The organism is Streptococcus mitis (assembly GCF_023109235.1).
Lineage (GTDB): Bacteria > Bacillota > Bacilli > Lactobacillales > Streptococcaceae > Streptococcus > Streptococcus mitis_DA.
This window is the reverse complement of record NZ_JALDUC010000003.1, coordinates 132,385-147,467: the sequence shown is the minus strand read 5'-3', so window position 1 is coordinate 147,467 and position 15,083 is coordinate 132,385. Positions and strand designations below refer to the sequence as shown.

Sequence of the window (15,083 nt, the reverse complement as noted above, 5' to 3'; positions counted from 1 at the left end):
TTTCCACTGGTTTTTACGATTTTTATCAGACTAACTTCCACTTGGATTAACGGTGGAAGTTAGTTTGGGAATTTAGCGTAGGGGAGAAAAAACCAACCTCAGGGCTGGTTTCTTTTACATATTACTCTTCTTTCAACTTTGCCAATTCTTGTGCAAGTAGTTTAAGGGCAACTTGTGGGTTGGCTTGTCCTTTGGTTGCTTTCATAAGGAATCCTGTGAAGGCCTTGTCTGCGTTGCGTTTGCCTGACTTGAAGTCGGCAACAGCGGCTTCGTTATCGGCAAAGACTTGGTGGATGATTGGAATCAAGACAGCTGGATCTGAGATTTGAACCATACCTGCTTTTTCCACATATTCACGCGCACCGCCGCCATTTTTAGCCAGGTGGACAAAGACTTTCTTGGCAATCTTAGAAGAGATCGTGCCGTCTTCGATGATGGCAATCATTTCAACCAAGTTTTCTGGTGTCAATTTTATTTGTTCAAGTGTCTTGCCTTCGGCATTCAAGAACTGAGCAACTTCTCCTTGGAGCCAGTTAGAGATTTGTTTGGCATCGCCACCGAGGGCGACAGCTTTTTCAAAGAAGTCAGAAGTGACTTTATTTGCAGTTAACTGGCTAGCGTCATAGTCTGACAAGCCGAGGTCAGAGACGTAACGTGTACGGCGTTCTTTTGGAAACTCTGGTAACTCTGTACGCATTTCTTCGATCCACTCGTCTGAGATTTCAAAGAGTGGTAGGTCGGGTTCTGGGAAGTAGCGGTAGTCTGCAGCACCTTCTTTGACACGCATGAGGATGGTTGCTTTATTCGCTTCATCGTAACGGCGTGTTTCCTGACGGATTTGACCACCTGAGCGAAGGATTTCAGCTTGACGTTGGACTTCGTATTCAAGACCTTTACGAACGTTTGAGAAGGAGTTGAGGTTTTTCAACTCAGTCTTGGTACCGAATTTTTCTTGACCATAAGGGCGAAGGGAGATATTGGCATCCACACGCATAGAACCTTCTTCCATCTTAACGTCAGAAATACCAGCATACTGGATAACTTCCTTGAGGGCTGTTAGGTAAGCATAGGCTTCTTCAGGAGAACGCATGTCTGCTTCAGATACAATCTCAATCAATGGCACCCCTTGGCGGTTGAGGTCAACGTAAGAGTAGCCGTCTGTACCGTGGGTGTTTTTACCAGCGTCTTCTTCTAGGTGGGCACGTTCGATACCGATTTTCTTAGTCGTACCGTCTTCTAGCTCGACTTCAATCCAACCATTATAACCAATTGGCTCATCAAACTGAGAAATTTGGTAGGCTTTTGGATTATCAGGGTAGAAGTAGTTCTTGCGGTCAAAGTGCATCTTTTTGTGGATGTCCATGTTGAGGGCAAGAGCAGCCTTGATACCGGCATCGACAACACCTTTATTGAGAACTGGCAGAACTCCTGGGAAGGACCAGTCAATCACGTTAGTGTTGGCGTTTTGGTCATTTCCGAAGTGGGCAGAAGTAGGTGAGAAGATTTTTGAATTGGTGTTGAGCTCTACGTGGACTTCAAGTCCAATGACTGTTTCAAAGTTCATTAGTTGTCACCTCCAAAAATCACGGGTTGTTGTTTGTGGTAGTCTGTTGTTGCCTCAAAAGCAGCAGCAGCTTGGTAAATGGTTTCTTCTGAGTACTTAGGACCAATCAATTGCAGACCGACAGGTAGACCTTGAGAGAATCCAGCAGGAATCGAAATCCCTGGAAGACCAGCCAAGTTGACAGGAATGGTCAAAAGGTCAGCCAAGTACATGGCAACTGGATCGTGATTGAGTGAGTCCAAGTCATAAGCAACACTTGGTGCAGTTGGTCCCAAAATCAAGTCGTAATCCGCAAAGATTTTTTCGAAATCTTGGATGATGAGGGTACGGACCTGACCAGCCTTCTTATAGTAGGCGTCATAGTAACCTGATGAAAGACTGAATGTACCAAGCATGATACGGCGTTTAACCTCTTCACCGAAACCTTGGCTACGGCTGTTTACATAGATTTCATCAAGGTTGGTTGCATCTTCTGCGCGGTAGCCGTAACGGATACCGTCAAAACGTTGCAAGTTTGATGAAGCTTCAGATGAAGCAATGATGTAGTAGACGGCAACACCGTATTTTGAGTGAGGTAGACTCACTTCTTCAACAATAGCACCAAGTTTTTCAAAGTGTTTGGCTGCGTTCAGAATGGTTCCCTTAACCTCTGGGTCAATTCCTTCACCAAGGTATTCCTTAGGCAAAGCAATTTTCATGCCCTTGATGTCTTGGCCGATTTTTGAAGTAAAATCGGCAATGCGGACAGGAGCAGAAGTAGAGTCTTTGGCATCTTCGCTTGCAATAGCATTGAGCAAGAAGGCATTTTCCTTAACAGTCGGAGCGAAAGGTCCAATCTGGTCTAATGAACTACCAAAGGCAATGAGACCGAAACGTGAAACTGTTCCGTAGGTTGGTTTGAGACCGACGATCCCATTGAAGGCAGCAGGTTGGCGGATAGATCCACCAGTATCAGAACCAAGTGACAAGCGGACTTGTCCTGAGGCTACAGCTGCAGCAGAACCACTTGATGATCCACCAGGGACCTTGCTGTAGTCCCAAGCATTTTTAGTGGCACCGTAGTAAGAAGTCTCACCTGATCCACCCATGGCAAACTCGTCCATGTTGGTTTTCCCTACGACAATCATGCCTTTCGCTTTTGCATTGGCAACGGCTGTCGCATCAAAGATTGGCTCGTAGTTGTAGAGCATTTTTGAGGCTGCAGTTGTAAGAATACCGTCTGTAGAGATATTATCTTTAACTGCAAGTGGAATTCCTGAAAGGACATTATCAGCATCGATTCCAGCTTCATCAATAGCTTTAGCTTGAGCAAGAGCTTGCTCTTCAGCGATGGTAACAAAAGCGTTGATAGCGGTCTCGCGAGACTTGATATCTTCAAGTGTTGCTTGTGTTAATTCAGTTGCTGAAATTTCCTTAGAGACAAGGAGATTGTGCAAGTCTTCAATGGTTTTATTGTTGAAAGTCATTAGGCATCTCCTCCATCGTCTAGGATAGCTGGTACCTTGATATAGTAGTTGTCTTTTTCAGGTACGTTTTTAAACAAGCGATCACGGTCTGTTCCTTCTTCGGCCACATCAGGGCGTAGAACGGTCTTGCGGTCAGCCATAGTTGTAGTTGGTGCGACACCAGTTGTGTCAACTTCGCCCAGCAACTCAACCATGTCAACAATCTTAGACAAGGTGGTCGCAAAGGCAGCAGTTTCTTCTTCAGAGAATCTTAATTTTGAAAGATTGGCAACGTGTGTTACCTCTTCTTGCGTAATTTTCATCTTGCATCCTTTCGTGAAATGATGATTTTTAGTCTGTTCTATTTTACCATATTTTCCTATAAATAAGGGAAGGAAAGATGAAAAAAGACAGGTATAGGATGGAGAACGGATTCTGATGATGATTTATTTGAAAAGCGGATTTCAAAGGGGAAAATATATGGTACAATAGTTTAACAGAGAAGTGAAGACGGTGGTTACAAAATCGAAAGGATGGTGATGCTTATGTGCAGAACCTGTAAAATCTTAGTAGAAAGGAGTAACCAGATTTGTCCCCTTTTGAGGCTTTGACACTCATGTTTGTAGCTGGTAACTTTGTTATCACGCTCCTAAGGTTCATCCTTGAATTGGTAAAAGAGACAAAAAAATAGCCGTCCTAACTTTGGCGAGTTAACGAGCTATTTTTTAGTTATGTAATTACAGCCACCGTCTTAAACGGCTCTGTGGGGTGTTGTTGTCGCAACACCTTTTTCTATATTTATTGTAACATTTATTTGAAAAATTGCAAGGGGAATTGTTCTACTTTAGCAGTGTCTGATATAAAATAGAAATTGAAAAAAATGCTAAAATCCGATATAATGGAGTGTTGAAAGGAATGGTAAAATCCAATGTAGAAATCATTCTTAGCTATTGAAACAAGAAAAATAGAGAATCAAAGAAAGAGAACTTATGAATATTCAAGAAGAAATTAAGAAACGTCGTACCTTTGCCATCATCTCCCACCCGGACGCGGGGAAAACAACTATCACTGAGCAGTTGCTCTACTTTGGGGGCGAGATTCGTGAGGCTGGTACCGTAAAAGGAAAGAAAACAGGGACTTTTGCCAAGTCTGACTGGATGGATATCGAGAAGCAACGTGGGATCTCGGTTACTTCATCTGTTATGCAATTTGACTACGATGGTAAGCGCGTGAATATCCTCGACACACCAGGGCACGAGGATTTCTCAGAAGATACCTATCGTACCTTGATGGCGGTAGATGCTGCTGTTATGGTCGTGGACTCTGCCAAGGGTATCGAGGCCCAAACTAAGAAATTGTTTGAGGTTGTCAAACACCGTGGTATTCCGGTCTTCACCTTTATGAACAAGCTAGACCGTGATGGACGTGAGCCACTGGACCTCTTGCAAGAATTAGAAGAAGTACTAGGCATTGCGAGTTACCCGATGAACTGGCCAATCGGGATGGGGAAAGCCTTCGAGGGGCTCTATGACCTCTATAACCAACGCTTGGAGCTCTATAAAGGGGATGAGCGTTTTGCTAGTTTAGAAGATGGGGACAAGCTTTTTGGCAGCAACCCTTTCTACGAGCAAGTCAAGGATGATATTGAACTTTTAAATGAAGCTGGGAATGAGTTTTCAGAGGAAGCTATTCTGGCTGGAGAATTGACACCAGTCTTCTTCGGTTCAGCTTTGACAAACTTTGGTGTGCAAACATTCCTTGAAACTTTTCTCAAGTTTGCTCCAGAGCCACATGGACATAAGAAAACAGACGGAGAAATTGTTGATCCTTACGATAAGGACTTCTCAGGATTTGTCTTTAAAATCCAAGCCAACATGGACCCTCGACACCGTGACCGTATTGCCTTTGTACGTATCGTATCGGGTGAGTTTGAGCGTGGTATGAGTGTCAACCTACCTCGTACTGGTAAGGGCGCCAAGCTGTCTAATGTTACCCAGTTTATGGCGGAAAGTCGTGAGAATGTAACCAATGCCGTGGCAGGTGATATCATCGGGGTTTACGATACAGGTACTTATCAGGTTGGGGACACTTTGACAGTTGGAAAAAATAAGTTTGAGTTTGAACCGCTGCCAACCTTTACACCTGAAATTTTTATGAAAGTTTCTGCCAAGAACGTTATGAAGCAAAAATCCTTCCACAAGGGGATTGAGCAATTGGTGCAAGAAGGTGCCATTCAGCTTTATAAGAATTATCAAACTGGCGAGTACATGCTAGGCGCTGTTGGTCAACTCCAGTTTGAAGTCTTTAAACACCGTATGGAAGGCGAGTACAATGCAGAAGTGGTTATGAGCCCGATGGGTAAAAAGACCGTTCGTTGGATTAAGCCTGAGGACTTGGATGAACGGATGTCGTCAAGTCGAAATATCTTGGCTAAAGACCGTTTTGACCAACCAGTCTTTCTCTTTGAAAATGACTTTGCCCTCCGCTGGTTTGCGGACAAGTATCCAGATGTAGAGTTGGAAGAGAAGATGTGATTCAGTAAGCCTACTTGATTGCAAAGCAATCTAAGTAGGCTACGGCAAGTCCTATTAGACTTGCCTAACTGCTTCACTAACTGAGTTTTACAAATGGAATCGATTTGTAAAACTCAGTGTCGTAATCTAATAATAGGTAACCGCTATTGCGGCTTACCTAAACGCTTCACTAGGAAAAATCCACGAATATTATGGATTCGTGGATTTTTCTGTCGTAACTGGTAGGAAGTAGCCTAGCTAACTGCCTTACTAACTATGTTTTGTAAATGTAATCGATTTGTAAAACTCAGTGTCGTGGCTAATAAGACAGCAAAGTATGTAGGGTTTTATCTTAGCTTTCTATAAAAAGATGTTGAATATTAGAACTTATTCGTTTTACTATTAACCTTTATGGTGATAACTTACAAATAAAAGAAAACTTCAGATATTCACCTTTTGTGATTGTTCTGAAGTTTTCTTTTTTACTGTCCATATTTTTGGTAAAAATCAACTTTGACTTGGATGAAGGTTTTGGCTTCACGTAGGAGTTGAAGAAGGGTGGCGCGAGTTTCAAATTCCTCTCTTGTCTTGGGTAGACTGCGGTTCCGGAAGACTTCCAGATAACGTTCAATTTCATCTAGCAAATCAGAAGCGGGATTGGTCTGGCTTAGTTGGCCTGCAATTTTTGAAAAGAGTTGGGCTAAAATCAGGCTCTCACTGGCAGCTAGGTGACAGGTGTTGATTTGCTGGGCCATATTTCGCAGGATACGACTTTGTCGCTGTCTCATCTCAAAGTAGTGAATATGGTAATCAGTCTGGTGAAAGAGGTGGTCTGAGTGATCCAAATAGACCAGTCTGAGGGCTTCTTCCAAAAGAGTGTCTAATTCTTCCACCAGCTGTGCTCGGTTGCGTCCGTCCCCTCTGGATAAATAATATTTGAAGCGCTGGAGAATATCTTTTAACTTTTCTTCTACCAATGTGTGGTAGTGATGAATTTCCTCTTCTCGTGAAGGCATGTAGAGATTGACAAGTAAGGCAAATCCTGTACCGATTGCAAAGAGAAGGAATTCATTGACTAGAAGCTCTGGAGAGGTTGATTTTTGCACCAAGAGATGGCTAACCAAAACGCTACTTGGTGTGATGCCAATTTCCCAGCCCATCTTGTAGGCTAGAGGCACATAGAGGGCCAGATAGAGGCCAAGACTCCAGATATGAAATCCGCTCAAGTGAAAAGTCAAAACACCAATAGCTAGAGCTAGAAGCATGGAAAAGAGCCGATTGCGGGCCAGTTTTAAGGTACTTCTACGGGTATCGGATAGGCTTAAGAGGGCGATGATTCCAGCCGAGACAGCTGAGGAGAGATTGAGAAAATAAGCAAGAAGACAGGCAAGGCAGGTAGCTAAGATGAGCTTGGTCGTACGTTGGCTAATAGACATATGAATTTCCTAGTAAGTTAGAATAAAAGCGGAAAAGACAAGACCTGAGCAGGCTTGTCTTTATGAGTTATTTTTTACGGGCTGCTGCGTATTCGGCAACAGCAGTAAAGAGGACATCTGTAGAAGAGTTGAGGGCTGTTTCACATGAGTCTTGGATGACCCCAATCACAAAACCAACTCCGACAACTTGCATGGCAATATCATTAGAAATACCGAAAAGGCTACAAGCAACTGGAATAAGAAGGAGGGATCCTCCGGCAATACCAGAAGCACCACAGGCTGAGATTGCTGCTACTACACTGAGTACAAAGGCCGTCGCGAAGTCAACTGGGATACCCAAAGTATTTACTGCAGCAAGGGTTAAAACGTTAATAGTAATCGCTGCCCCAGCCATGTTGATAGTAGATCCGAGTGGGATAGAAACTGAATAGGTATCTGGATCTAGTCCAAGATCGTGGCAAAGTTTCATATTGACAGGGATGTTAGCCGCAGAACTACGAGTGAAGAAGGCTGTCACACCGCTGACACGCAAACATTTCCAAACGAGGGGATAAGGGTTTCTCTTCATAAAGAGGAAGGCAATCAATGGATTGACTACTAAGGCTACAAAGAACATAGTTGTCACCAAGAGGGCAAGCAAGATTCCATAGTTGGCTAGGCTTCCGATTCCCTTATCAGAGATGGTTTTGAAGACAAGACCAAGAATACCAAATGGAGCTAGGTTGATGATCCATTCGACAATCTTAGAAGTCACATCAGCCATGGTTTTCAGCAATTCTTTACTGTTTTTGCTGGCCTCTCTCATAGCAATCCCGAAAATGACTGCCCAAGATAGGATACCGATGTAGTTGGCAGTAATGAGGGCATTGACTGGATTGTCAACTAGTTTGAGCAAGAGGTTGCTGAGGACTTGTCCAATCCCATCTGGTGGTGCGATTTCTGTATTGGCACTATTTAAGGTAATCTCAACAGGGACAATGAAGCTTGCTAGGACAGCAACAAGTGCTGCTGCAAAGGTTCCTACCAAGTAAAGGAAGATAACCGTTTTCATGTTGCTATCTTGCCCCTTTTGATGTTGGGAAAGGGCATTGGCAACGAGGGCAAAGACTAGAATAGGTGCGATGGCTTTGAGGCCACCAACAAAGAGATCTCCAAGTAAACCAATTCCTGAAATGTTAGGAAGTGTCAGCCCTAGGGTTCCTCCAATAAGCATGCCAATCAAAATTCGTTTGATTAGACTCGCCTTATTCCAAGCATGAATGAATTTTTTCATAACAATCTCCTTTGTTGTGTAATGTTTATGATTATAGTATAAATATGAGCTAAAATCAAGAATTTTCTGTCTATTTTGGCTATTATTTTTGAATATTTATGGAGATTCATCACTTGTAAAAGTATGGTATAATAAATGAAAGGAGTTTTCTATGAAAGAATTTATTCAAACCTACCTCAATAAGCTTGATATAACAACGATTATTGAAAATATCTTAACCAAGTTAATTTCTCTGTTATTCTTATTTTTACTCTTTTATATAGCTAAGAAATTGCTCCATACCATGGTGCAGAGAATTGTCAAACCTTCTCTAAAAATGTCTCGTCATGATATCGGGCGTCAGAAAACCATCTCACGTCTGTTAGAAAATGTGTTTAATTATACCCTTTATTTCTTTTTGCTTTACTGCATTTTGTCGATTTTAGGTTTGCCAGTTTCTAGTTTGCTGGCAGGGGCTGGGATTGCTGGGGTGGCTATTGGGATGGGAGCCCAAGGCTTTCTATCTGATGTCATCAATGGCTTTTTCATCCTCTTTGAACGTCAACTGGATGTGGGAGATGAGGTCGTTTTGACAAATGGTCCTATTACCGTATCGGGCAAGGTTGTCAGTGTCGGCATTCGAACAACGCAACTCAGAGGAGAAGATCAGGTTCTGCACTTCGTTCCCAATCGGAATATCACCGTCGTCAGCAATTTCTCACGCACAGACTAGACCTGTTATTTTAAGTAATTTGTGGTACAATAGAAAGAGTTTAATAAAGGAGAAAAGATGGTTTTAGAAAAGCAGTTGGGCAATGGTTGTACCTGGATAGACCTTGATGTGGATAAGATTAAAAATATGGAAGATCTTTCTGACATCTATGGATTGGACAAGGAAACCATTGAGTATGCTCTGGATAGAAATGAACGAGCTCATATGGATTATAACCGTGAAACGGAGACGGTAACCTTTATTTATAATGTTCTTGATTTAGAAAAAGACAAAGAATATTATGAAGCGATTCCCATGACCTTTATCGTCGAAAGACAACGAATGATTACCATCAGCAACCATAAGAATGCTTATGTCATTGATCAGATGTCAGCTTATCTGGATAGCCATGAGTCGCTTTCTATTTACAAGTTTCTCTTTGCTGGTTTAGAGATTATCAGTAACGCTTATTATCCTGTCATTGAAGAGATGGATAAAAGTAAGGACGAAATTAGTGCCTTGCTACGTCAAACTACAACAAAGAAAAATCTCTTCGCCCTCTCTGACTTGGAGACTGGTATGGTTTACTTGACAGCAGCAGCAAAACAAAATCGACTCCTCTTGGAACATATCCAGGGCCATGCTCTTTATCGGAGATTTAATGATGTCGAACGAGAGCAGTTTGATGATGCCATGATTGAAGCCCATCAGTTGGTGTCTATGACAGACTTGATTTCTCAAGTCTTGCAACAACTCTCAGCTTCTTACAACAACATCCTAAACAATAACTTGAATGATAGTTTGTCAATTTTGACTATTATCTCCGTCTTACTAGCAGTACTTGCGGTTATTACAGGTTTCTTCGGAATGAATGTTCCTCTACCATTTACAGAAGAGCCAAATGCTTGGATTTATATCTTAATGACTAGCTTGATTTTATGGGTGGCCTTATCTCAATGGCTGAAGAAAATTACTAGAAAATAAAAGAAAAGGAGCCAAAATGGTGATTGAAAACTACATGCCAGACTTTGCTGTGGAAGCAGTCTATGATCTGACAGTCCCAAGCCTGCAGGCGCATGGAATCAAGGCTGTTTTGGTCGATTTGGACAATACCCTCATTGCTTGGAACAACCCTGACGGGACGCCAGAGATGAAGCAATGGCTACATGATCTTCGGGACGCGGGCATTCGCATTATTGTGGTATCAAATAACACTAAAAAACGCGTCCAACGAGCAGTTGAGAAGTTTGGGATTGATTACGTTTATTGGGCTCTGAAGCCCTTCACATTTGGGATTGACCGTGCCATGAAGGAATTCCACTATGAGAAAAGCGAAGTGGTCATGGTCGGCGACCAGCTCATGACAGATATACGAGCAGCCCACCGTGCAGGCATTCGCTCGATTTTAGTCAAACCCTTGGTCCAACATGACTCGATCAAAACACAGATCAACCGAGCTCGTGAGCGCCGTGTGAAGCGAAAAATCACTGAAAAGTACGGACCGATTACATATAAAAAAGGAATTTAACTATGGAAGAAATTCTCTGTATTGGTTGTGGAGCAACCATTCAGACGACAGATAAGGCTGGTCTTGGTTTTACCCCCCAGTCGGCACTTGAAAAAGGTTTGGAAACTGGCGAAGTCTATTGCCAACGCTGTTTCCGTCTCCGCCACTATAATGAAATCACGGATGTCCAGTTGACGGACGATGATTTCCTCAAGCTCTTGCACGAGGTGGGAGACAGTGATGCCTTGGTAGTTAATGTCATTGATATCTTTGATTTTAATGGCTCTGTTATCCCAGGCTTGCCACGTTTTGTCTCGGGCAATGATGTCCTCTTGGTGGGAAATAAAAAAGATATCTTGCCCAAGTCTGTTAAACCAGGCAAGATTAGCCAGTGGCTCATGGAACGTGCCCACGAAGAAGGACTTCGTCCAGTCGATGTCGTCTTAACTTCGGCCCAAAACAAACATGCTATTAAGGAAGTCATTGACAAGATTGAACACTACCGTAAGGGTCGTGATGTTTATGTGGTCGGTGTGACCAACGTTGGAAAATCAACTCTAATCAATGCTATTATCCAAGAAATTACGGGTGATCAGAATGTCATCACGACTTCGCGCTTCCCAGGGACAACCTTGGACAAAATCGAGATTCCGCTTGATGACGGTTCTTATATCTACGATACACCAGGGATTATCCACCGTCACCAGATGGCTCACTACTTGACGGCCAAAAACCTCAAGTATGTCAGTCCTAAAAAGGAAATCAAACCTAAAACCTATCAGCTCAATCCTGAACAAACCCTGTTTTTAGGAGGTCTCGGACGTTTTGACTTTATATCAGGAGAAAAACAAGGATTTACTGCTTTCTTTGACAATGAACTCAAACTCCATCGTACCAAACTTGAAGGCGCTAGTGCTTTCTACGATAAGCACGTCGGAACCCTTCTGACACCGCCAAATAGCAAGGAAAAAGAAGATTTTCCAAAATTAGTCCAGCATGTATTTAATATTAAGGAGAAGACTGACCTAGTCATCTCAGGCCTAGGCTGGATCCGCGTAACAGGAACTGCCAAAGTCGCCGTCTGGGCACCAGAAGACGTCGCCATTGTCACACGAAAAGCAATTATTTAAACACAGAAAGGAAAGAGTTATCTAGATTCGGGCGAGTCCTGCGAGCCCGTAGAGAATACTTTTCGCCGTGGTGTTAGTTGGTACAAGTGATTGTACCAACTGCGGAAAATTTGAGACCTTAGGCTCAAATTTTAGTCATGAAAGTCCAAAGGACTTTGCTGACGTCCGCCACCACTTTAGAAAAGTATAAAAAGAAACTCTTTTAAAGAAATTATGTCATTAACATCAAAACAACGTGCCTTCCTCAACAGCCAGGCACACACCCTCAAACCCATCATCCAAATCGGAAAAAATGGACTCAACGACCAAATCAAAACCAGCGTCCGTCAGGCACTTGACGCCCGTGAATTGATCAAGGTGACTCTTTTGCAAAATACCGATGAAAATATCCACGAAGTAGCTGAAATCTTGGAAGAAGAAATCGGTGTGGATACAGTCCAAAAAATTGGCCGTATTTTGATTTTGTTTAAACAATCCAGCAAAAAAGAAAATCGCAAGATTTCTAAAAAAGTCAAAGAAATCTAAAAAAACTACTCCAAACAACTGTTTTTACAGAGAAATAAAGGAGACTAGCCTATGGCAATCGAACTATTGACTCCCTTTACCAAGGTAGAGTTGGAGCCAGAAATCAAGGAGAGAAAACGCAAACAAGTTGGGATTTTAGGGGGGAATTTTAACCCTGTTCACAATGCCCATCTGATCGTTGCGGACCAAGTACGACAACAGTTGGGACTGGATCAAGTTCTGCTCATGCCCGAATACCAACCTCCTCATGTAGATAAAAAGGAAACCATCCCTGAGCACCATCGTCTCAAGATGCTTGAGTTGGCGATTGAGGGGATTGAAGGCCTAGCCATTGAAACAATCGAGCTAGAGCGAAAGGGGATTTCTTATACCTATGACACCATGAAAATCTTGACAGAGCAAAATCCAGACACCGATTATTACTTTATCATCGGTGCTGACATGGTGGACTATCTGCCTAAGTGGTACCGAATTGATGAGCTGGTCGACATGGTTCAGTTTGTGGGGGTTCAGCGTCCACGCTACAAGGCAGGGACTTCCTATCCAGTTATCTGGGTGGATGTGCCTCTCATGGATATTTCGTCCAGCATGGTGCGGGATTTCCTTGCCCAAGGTCGAAAACCTAACTTTCTCCTACCTCAGCCGGTGCTAGACTACATCGAGAAGGAGGGGCTCTACTGATGGCTTATCAAGACTATATCAACTGTTCCCGTGAGGCTTTGTTGGAAAAAATGGCAGAGCTTCTACCCGAGAAACGGTTAACCCATTGTTTGGGGGTGGAGCGTGCAGCCATAGAACTGGCTCAGCGCTTTGGTGTGGATAGTGAAAAAGCAGGACTAGCAGGCCTTCTTCATGACTACGCTAAAAAGCTGTCAGATCAGGAATTTCTGGATTTGATTGACCGTTACCAATTAGACCCTGACCTTAAAAACTGGGGCAATAATGTCTGGCATGGTATGGTTGGCATCTACAAGATTCAAGAAGATTTGAATTTGCAAGACTCTGAAATCCTGCGAGCTATTGAAATCCATACAGTTGGGGCTGGTCAGATGACAGACCTAGATAAGGTTATCTATGTAGCAGACTATATCGAGCATAATCGATCCTTTCCTGGAGTAGATGTGGCGCGTGAGATTGCAAGTCTATCGCTTAATAAGGCTGTGGCCTACGAAACAGCTCGTACCGTGGAGCATCTAGCTCATCAGTTATTTCCCATCTATCCCCAAACCCTTGAAACCTATAACGCCTTTGTGCACTATTTGAAAGAGGACTAAATGAAGACGGCTTTTATAATCATTGATGTTCAGAATATTTTAGTGGAAACCGGTTTTCAGACAAATAGTCTATTGGAAAAAATTTCTTATTTACAAAACCATGCTAGAAGTAAGAATATCGAAATTATCTATGTTCAACATATTGAGAATCCTGAAGCTCAAACATCAGAAGATTGGCAGTTATCTGCGCTTTTAAATCGAAAACCTGATGAAAAGGTCTTTCAGAAGAAGTATAATAGTATTTTCAAAGAAACTGGCTTAAAAGAATACTTGGATAAACAGGGGATTGAAAAATTAGTTTTATGTGGCATGCAGACAGAATATTGTGTGGATACCTCTGTCAAGGTTGCCTTTGAATATGGCTATAAGCTGATTATTCCAGAAGGTGCTGTCACAACCTTTGATGGGGATGACATTCCAGCAGAAACGATAAATGAATTTTATGAGGACATTTGGGAGAATCGCTTTGCAGATGTCCTAGATTATAAAAATATTTTTTAAAAGAGGACTAAATGAACGAAAAAGAATTACTAGAACTAGTCGTGAAAGCGGCTGATGAGAAACGTGCGGAGGATATCCTCGCACTTGACGTACAAGATTTGACTAGCGTGACGGATTACTTTGTTATTACTAGTTCAATGAATAGCCGTCAGTTGGATGCTATCGCTGATAATATCCGTGAAAAAGTAGCGGAAGCAGGATTTAAAGGCAGTCATGTCGAAGGCGACGCAGCTGGAGGTTGGGTCTTGCTGGATCTTGGTGCTGTTGTCGTGCATGTCTTTTCAGAAGAAATGCGTGCCCACTATAACTTAGAAAAGCTATGGCATGAGGCGGAGTCAGTAGATATTTCAGAAGCTCTTGCTTAGAAGACGAACTCAGTTGTAGCCAACTGGGTTTCTTTGCTTATTTTAGAAAAAATGGATAGAAAGGTATAGGGCGAGTGGTGTTTGCCATGGAGGCTCTTGGTATCATGATTATGGCAACTTATGAAACCTTTGCGGCGGTCTATGATGCGGTCATGGACGATAGTTTATATGATAAATGGACGGATTTTTCTCTGGGTCATTTGCCTAAGACAAAGGAGAGAAAAAAACTCTTGGAATTGGCTTGTGGGACAGGCATCCAGTCTGTACGCTTTTCTCAAGCTGGTTTTGATGTGACTGGACTTGACTTGAGCGCAGATATGCTGAAGATTGCGGAGAAGAGAGCGGCTTCAGCCAAACAAAAGATTGATTTTATTGAAGGCAATATGTTGGATTTGTCCAAGGTAGGTCAATACGACTTTGTCACTTGTTATTCGGACTCTATCTGCTACATGCAGGATGAGGTGGAAGTAGGGGATGTTTTTAAGGAAGTGTATAATGCCCTTAATGAAGATGGAGTTTTCATCTTTGATGTGCATTCGACCTACCAGACAGACGAAGTTTTTCCAGGCTATTCTTATCATGAAAATGCAGAAGATTTCGCCATGCTATGGGATACCTATGAGGATGCGGCGCCTCACTCTATCGTTCATGAGTTGACTTTCTTTGTCAAGGAAGCGGATGGTTCCTTTAGTCGCCACGATGAAGTGCATGAGGAGCGAACCTATGAGGTCTTGACCTATGATATTTTGCTGGAACAGGCCGGATTCAAATCCTTCAAACTCTTTGCGGACTTTGAAGACAAAGAGCCAACAGAAACCAGCACCCGTTGGTTTTTTGTGGCGCAGAAGTAGGAGATTAT

At 42.7% G+C, this 15,083-nt stretch carries 17 protein-coding genes; 12 read left to right on the top strand and 5 right to left on the bottom strand.

Annotated features, from left to right (window positions below; all coding sequences use genetic code 11):
• Positions 1 to 121: 121 nt before the first annotated feature.
• Genes gatB through gatC form a run of 3 tightly spaced genes read right to left on the bottom strand, consistent with a single transcriptional unit; the run spans position 122 to position 3,332 of the window.
• A complete protein-coding gene (gene gatB, locus M1F55_RS03230; RefSeq protein WP_247947268.1) occupies positions 122 to 1,564 on the bottom strand; it encodes an Asp-tRNA(Asn)/Glu-tRNA(Gln) amidotransferase subunit GatB in 1,443 nt (480 codons plus the stop codon).
• The gene (gene gatA / locus M1F55_RS03225; RefSeq protein WP_247947267.1) at positions 1,564 to 3,030 is read right to left on the bottom strand and encodes an Asp-tRNA(Asn)/Glu-tRNA(Gln) amidotransferase subunit GatA; all 1,467 of its coding nucleotides are present in this window, start codon (positions 3,028 to 3,030) and stop codon (positions 1,564 to 1,566) included. The genes gatB and gatA overlap by 1 nt, the downstream gene beginning before the upstream one ends.
• Positions 3,030 to 3,332: an Asp-tRNA(Asn)/Glu-tRNA(Gln) amidotransferase subunit GatC gene (gene gatC / locus M1F55_RS03220; protein ID WP_000705419.1), complete on the bottom strand. Its 303-nt coding sequence runs from the start codon at positions 3,330 to 3,332 to the stop codon at positions 3,030 to 3,032. Before gatC ends, gatA begins: the two co-directional genes overlap by 1 nt.
• Before the next feature lie 293 nt (positions 3,333 to 3,625).
• Here gatC and M1F55_RS03215 point away from each other — a divergent pair, with 293 nt between their 5' ends.
• Positions 3,626 to 3,700, top strand: a complete 75-nt coding sequence (locus M1F55_RS03215; RefSeq protein ID WP_229294538.1) for a hypothetical protein — start codon at positions 3,626 to 3,628, stop codon at positions 3,698 to 3,700.
• A 298-nt stretch (positions 3,701 to 3,998) separates the two neighbouring features.
• Positions 3,999 to 5,543 carry a peptide chain release factor 3 gene (locus tag M1F55_RS03210; protein ID WP_001025437.1) on the top strand — a complete coding sequence of 515 codons (1,545 nt, stop codon included), beginning with the start codon at positions 3,999 to 4,001 and terminating at the stop codon, positions 5,541 to 5,543.
• Positions 5,544 to 6,004: 461 nt separating this feature from the next.
• Here the strand turns inward: M1F55_RS03210 and M1F55_RS03205 are convergent, their stop codons facing one another.
• Complete coding sequence (locus M1F55_RS03205; protein WP_247947266.1) at positions 6,005 to 6,958, bottom strand: aromatic acid exporter family protein; 954 nt, start codon at positions 6,956 to 6,958, stop codon at positions 6,005 to 6,007.
• A gap of 67 nt (positions 6,959 to 7,025) precedes the next feature.
• Positions 7,026 to 8,231: a serine/threonine transporter SstT gene (gene sstT / locus M1F55_RS03200; protein WP_024057614.1), complete on the bottom strand. Its 1,206-nt coding sequence runs from the start codon at positions 8,229 to 8,231 to the stop codon at positions 7,026 to 7,028.
• Positions 8,232 to 8,382: 151 nt separating this feature from the next.
• On the opposite strand from sstT, the gene M1F55_RS03195 reads away from it, so the two are divergent.
• The 10 genes from M1F55_RS03195 to M1F55_RS03150 all read left to right on the top strand — a co-directional run bounded on the left by M1F55_RS03195 (position 8,383) and on the right by M1F55_RS03150 (position 15,075).
• Entirely contained in the window at positions 8,383 to 8,943 is a 561-nt protein-coding gene (locus M1F55_RS03195) for a mechanosensitive ion channel family protein (protein ID WP_024057615.1), read from the top strand.
• A 57-nt stretch (positions 8,944 to 9,000) separates the two neighbouring features.
• Positions 9,001 to 9,906: a magnesium transporter CorA family protein gene (locus M1F55_RS03190; RefSeq protein ID WP_000242267.1), complete on the top strand. Its 906-nt coding sequence runs from the start codon at positions 9,001 to 9,003 to the stop codon at positions 9,904 to 9,906.
• A gap of 16 nt (positions 9,907 to 9,922) precedes the next feature.
• On the top strand, positions 9,923 to 10,450 hold the full coding sequence (locus M1F55_RS03185; RefSeq protein WP_000234217.1) for a YqeG family HAD IIIA-type phosphatase: 528 nt from the start codon (positions 9,923 to 9,925) through the stop codon (positions 10,448 to 10,450).
• A 2-nt stretch (positions 10,451 to 10,452) separates the two neighbouring features.
• Positions 10,453 to 11,559 (top strand): ribosome biogenesis GTPase YqeH, encoded by a 1,107-nt coding sequence (yqeH, locus tag M1F55_RS03180; protein WP_247947265.1) that lies wholly within the window; start codon positions 10,453 to 10,455, stop codon positions 11,557 to 11,559.
• 213 nt (positions 11,560 to 11,772) lie between these two features.
• A complete protein-coding gene (gene yhbY, locus M1F55_RS03175; RefSeq protein ID WP_000060169.1) occupies positions 11,773 to 12,084 on the top strand; it encodes a ribosome assembly RNA-binding protein YhbY in 312 nt (103 codons plus the stop codon).
• A gap of 51 nt (positions 12,085 to 12,135) precedes the next feature.
• Positions 12,136 to 12,765 (top strand): nicotinate-nucleotide adenylyltransferase, encoded by a 630-nt coding sequence (locus M1F55_RS03170; RefSeq protein WP_024057617.1) that lies wholly within the window; start codon positions 12,136 to 12,138, stop codon positions 12,763 to 12,765.
• Positions 12,765 to 13,358: a bis(5'-nucleosyl)-tetraphosphatase (symmetrical) YqeK gene (yqeK, locus tag M1F55_RS03165; RefSeq protein ID WP_024057618.1), complete on the top strand. Its 594-nt coding sequence runs from the start codon at positions 12,765 to 12,767 to the stop codon at positions 13,356 to 13,358. The genes M1F55_RS03170 and yqeK overlap by 1 nt, the downstream gene beginning before the upstream one ends.
• The gene (locus M1F55_RS03160) at positions 13,359 to 13,859 is read left to right on the top strand and encodes a cysteine hydrolase family protein (protein ID WP_078237884.1); all 501 of its coding nucleotides are present in this window, start codon (positions 13,359 to 13,361) and stop codon (positions 13,857 to 13,859) included.
• Between the two features lie 11 nt (positions 13,860 to 13,870).
• Entirely contained in the window at positions 13,871 to 14,224 is a 354-nt protein-coding gene (rsfS, locus tag M1F55_RS03155; protein WP_024057307.1) for a ribosome silencing factor, read from the top strand.
• Positions 14,225 to 14,334: 110 nt separating this feature from the next.
• Positions 14,335 to 15,075 carry a class I SAM-dependent DNA methyltransferase gene (locus M1F55_RS03150; RefSeq protein WP_004255427.1) on the top strand — a complete coding sequence of 247 codons (741 nt, stop codon included), beginning with the start codon at positions 14,335 to 14,337 and terminating at the stop codon, positions 15,073 to 15,075.
• Positions 15,076 to 15,083 lie beyond the last annotated feature (8 nt).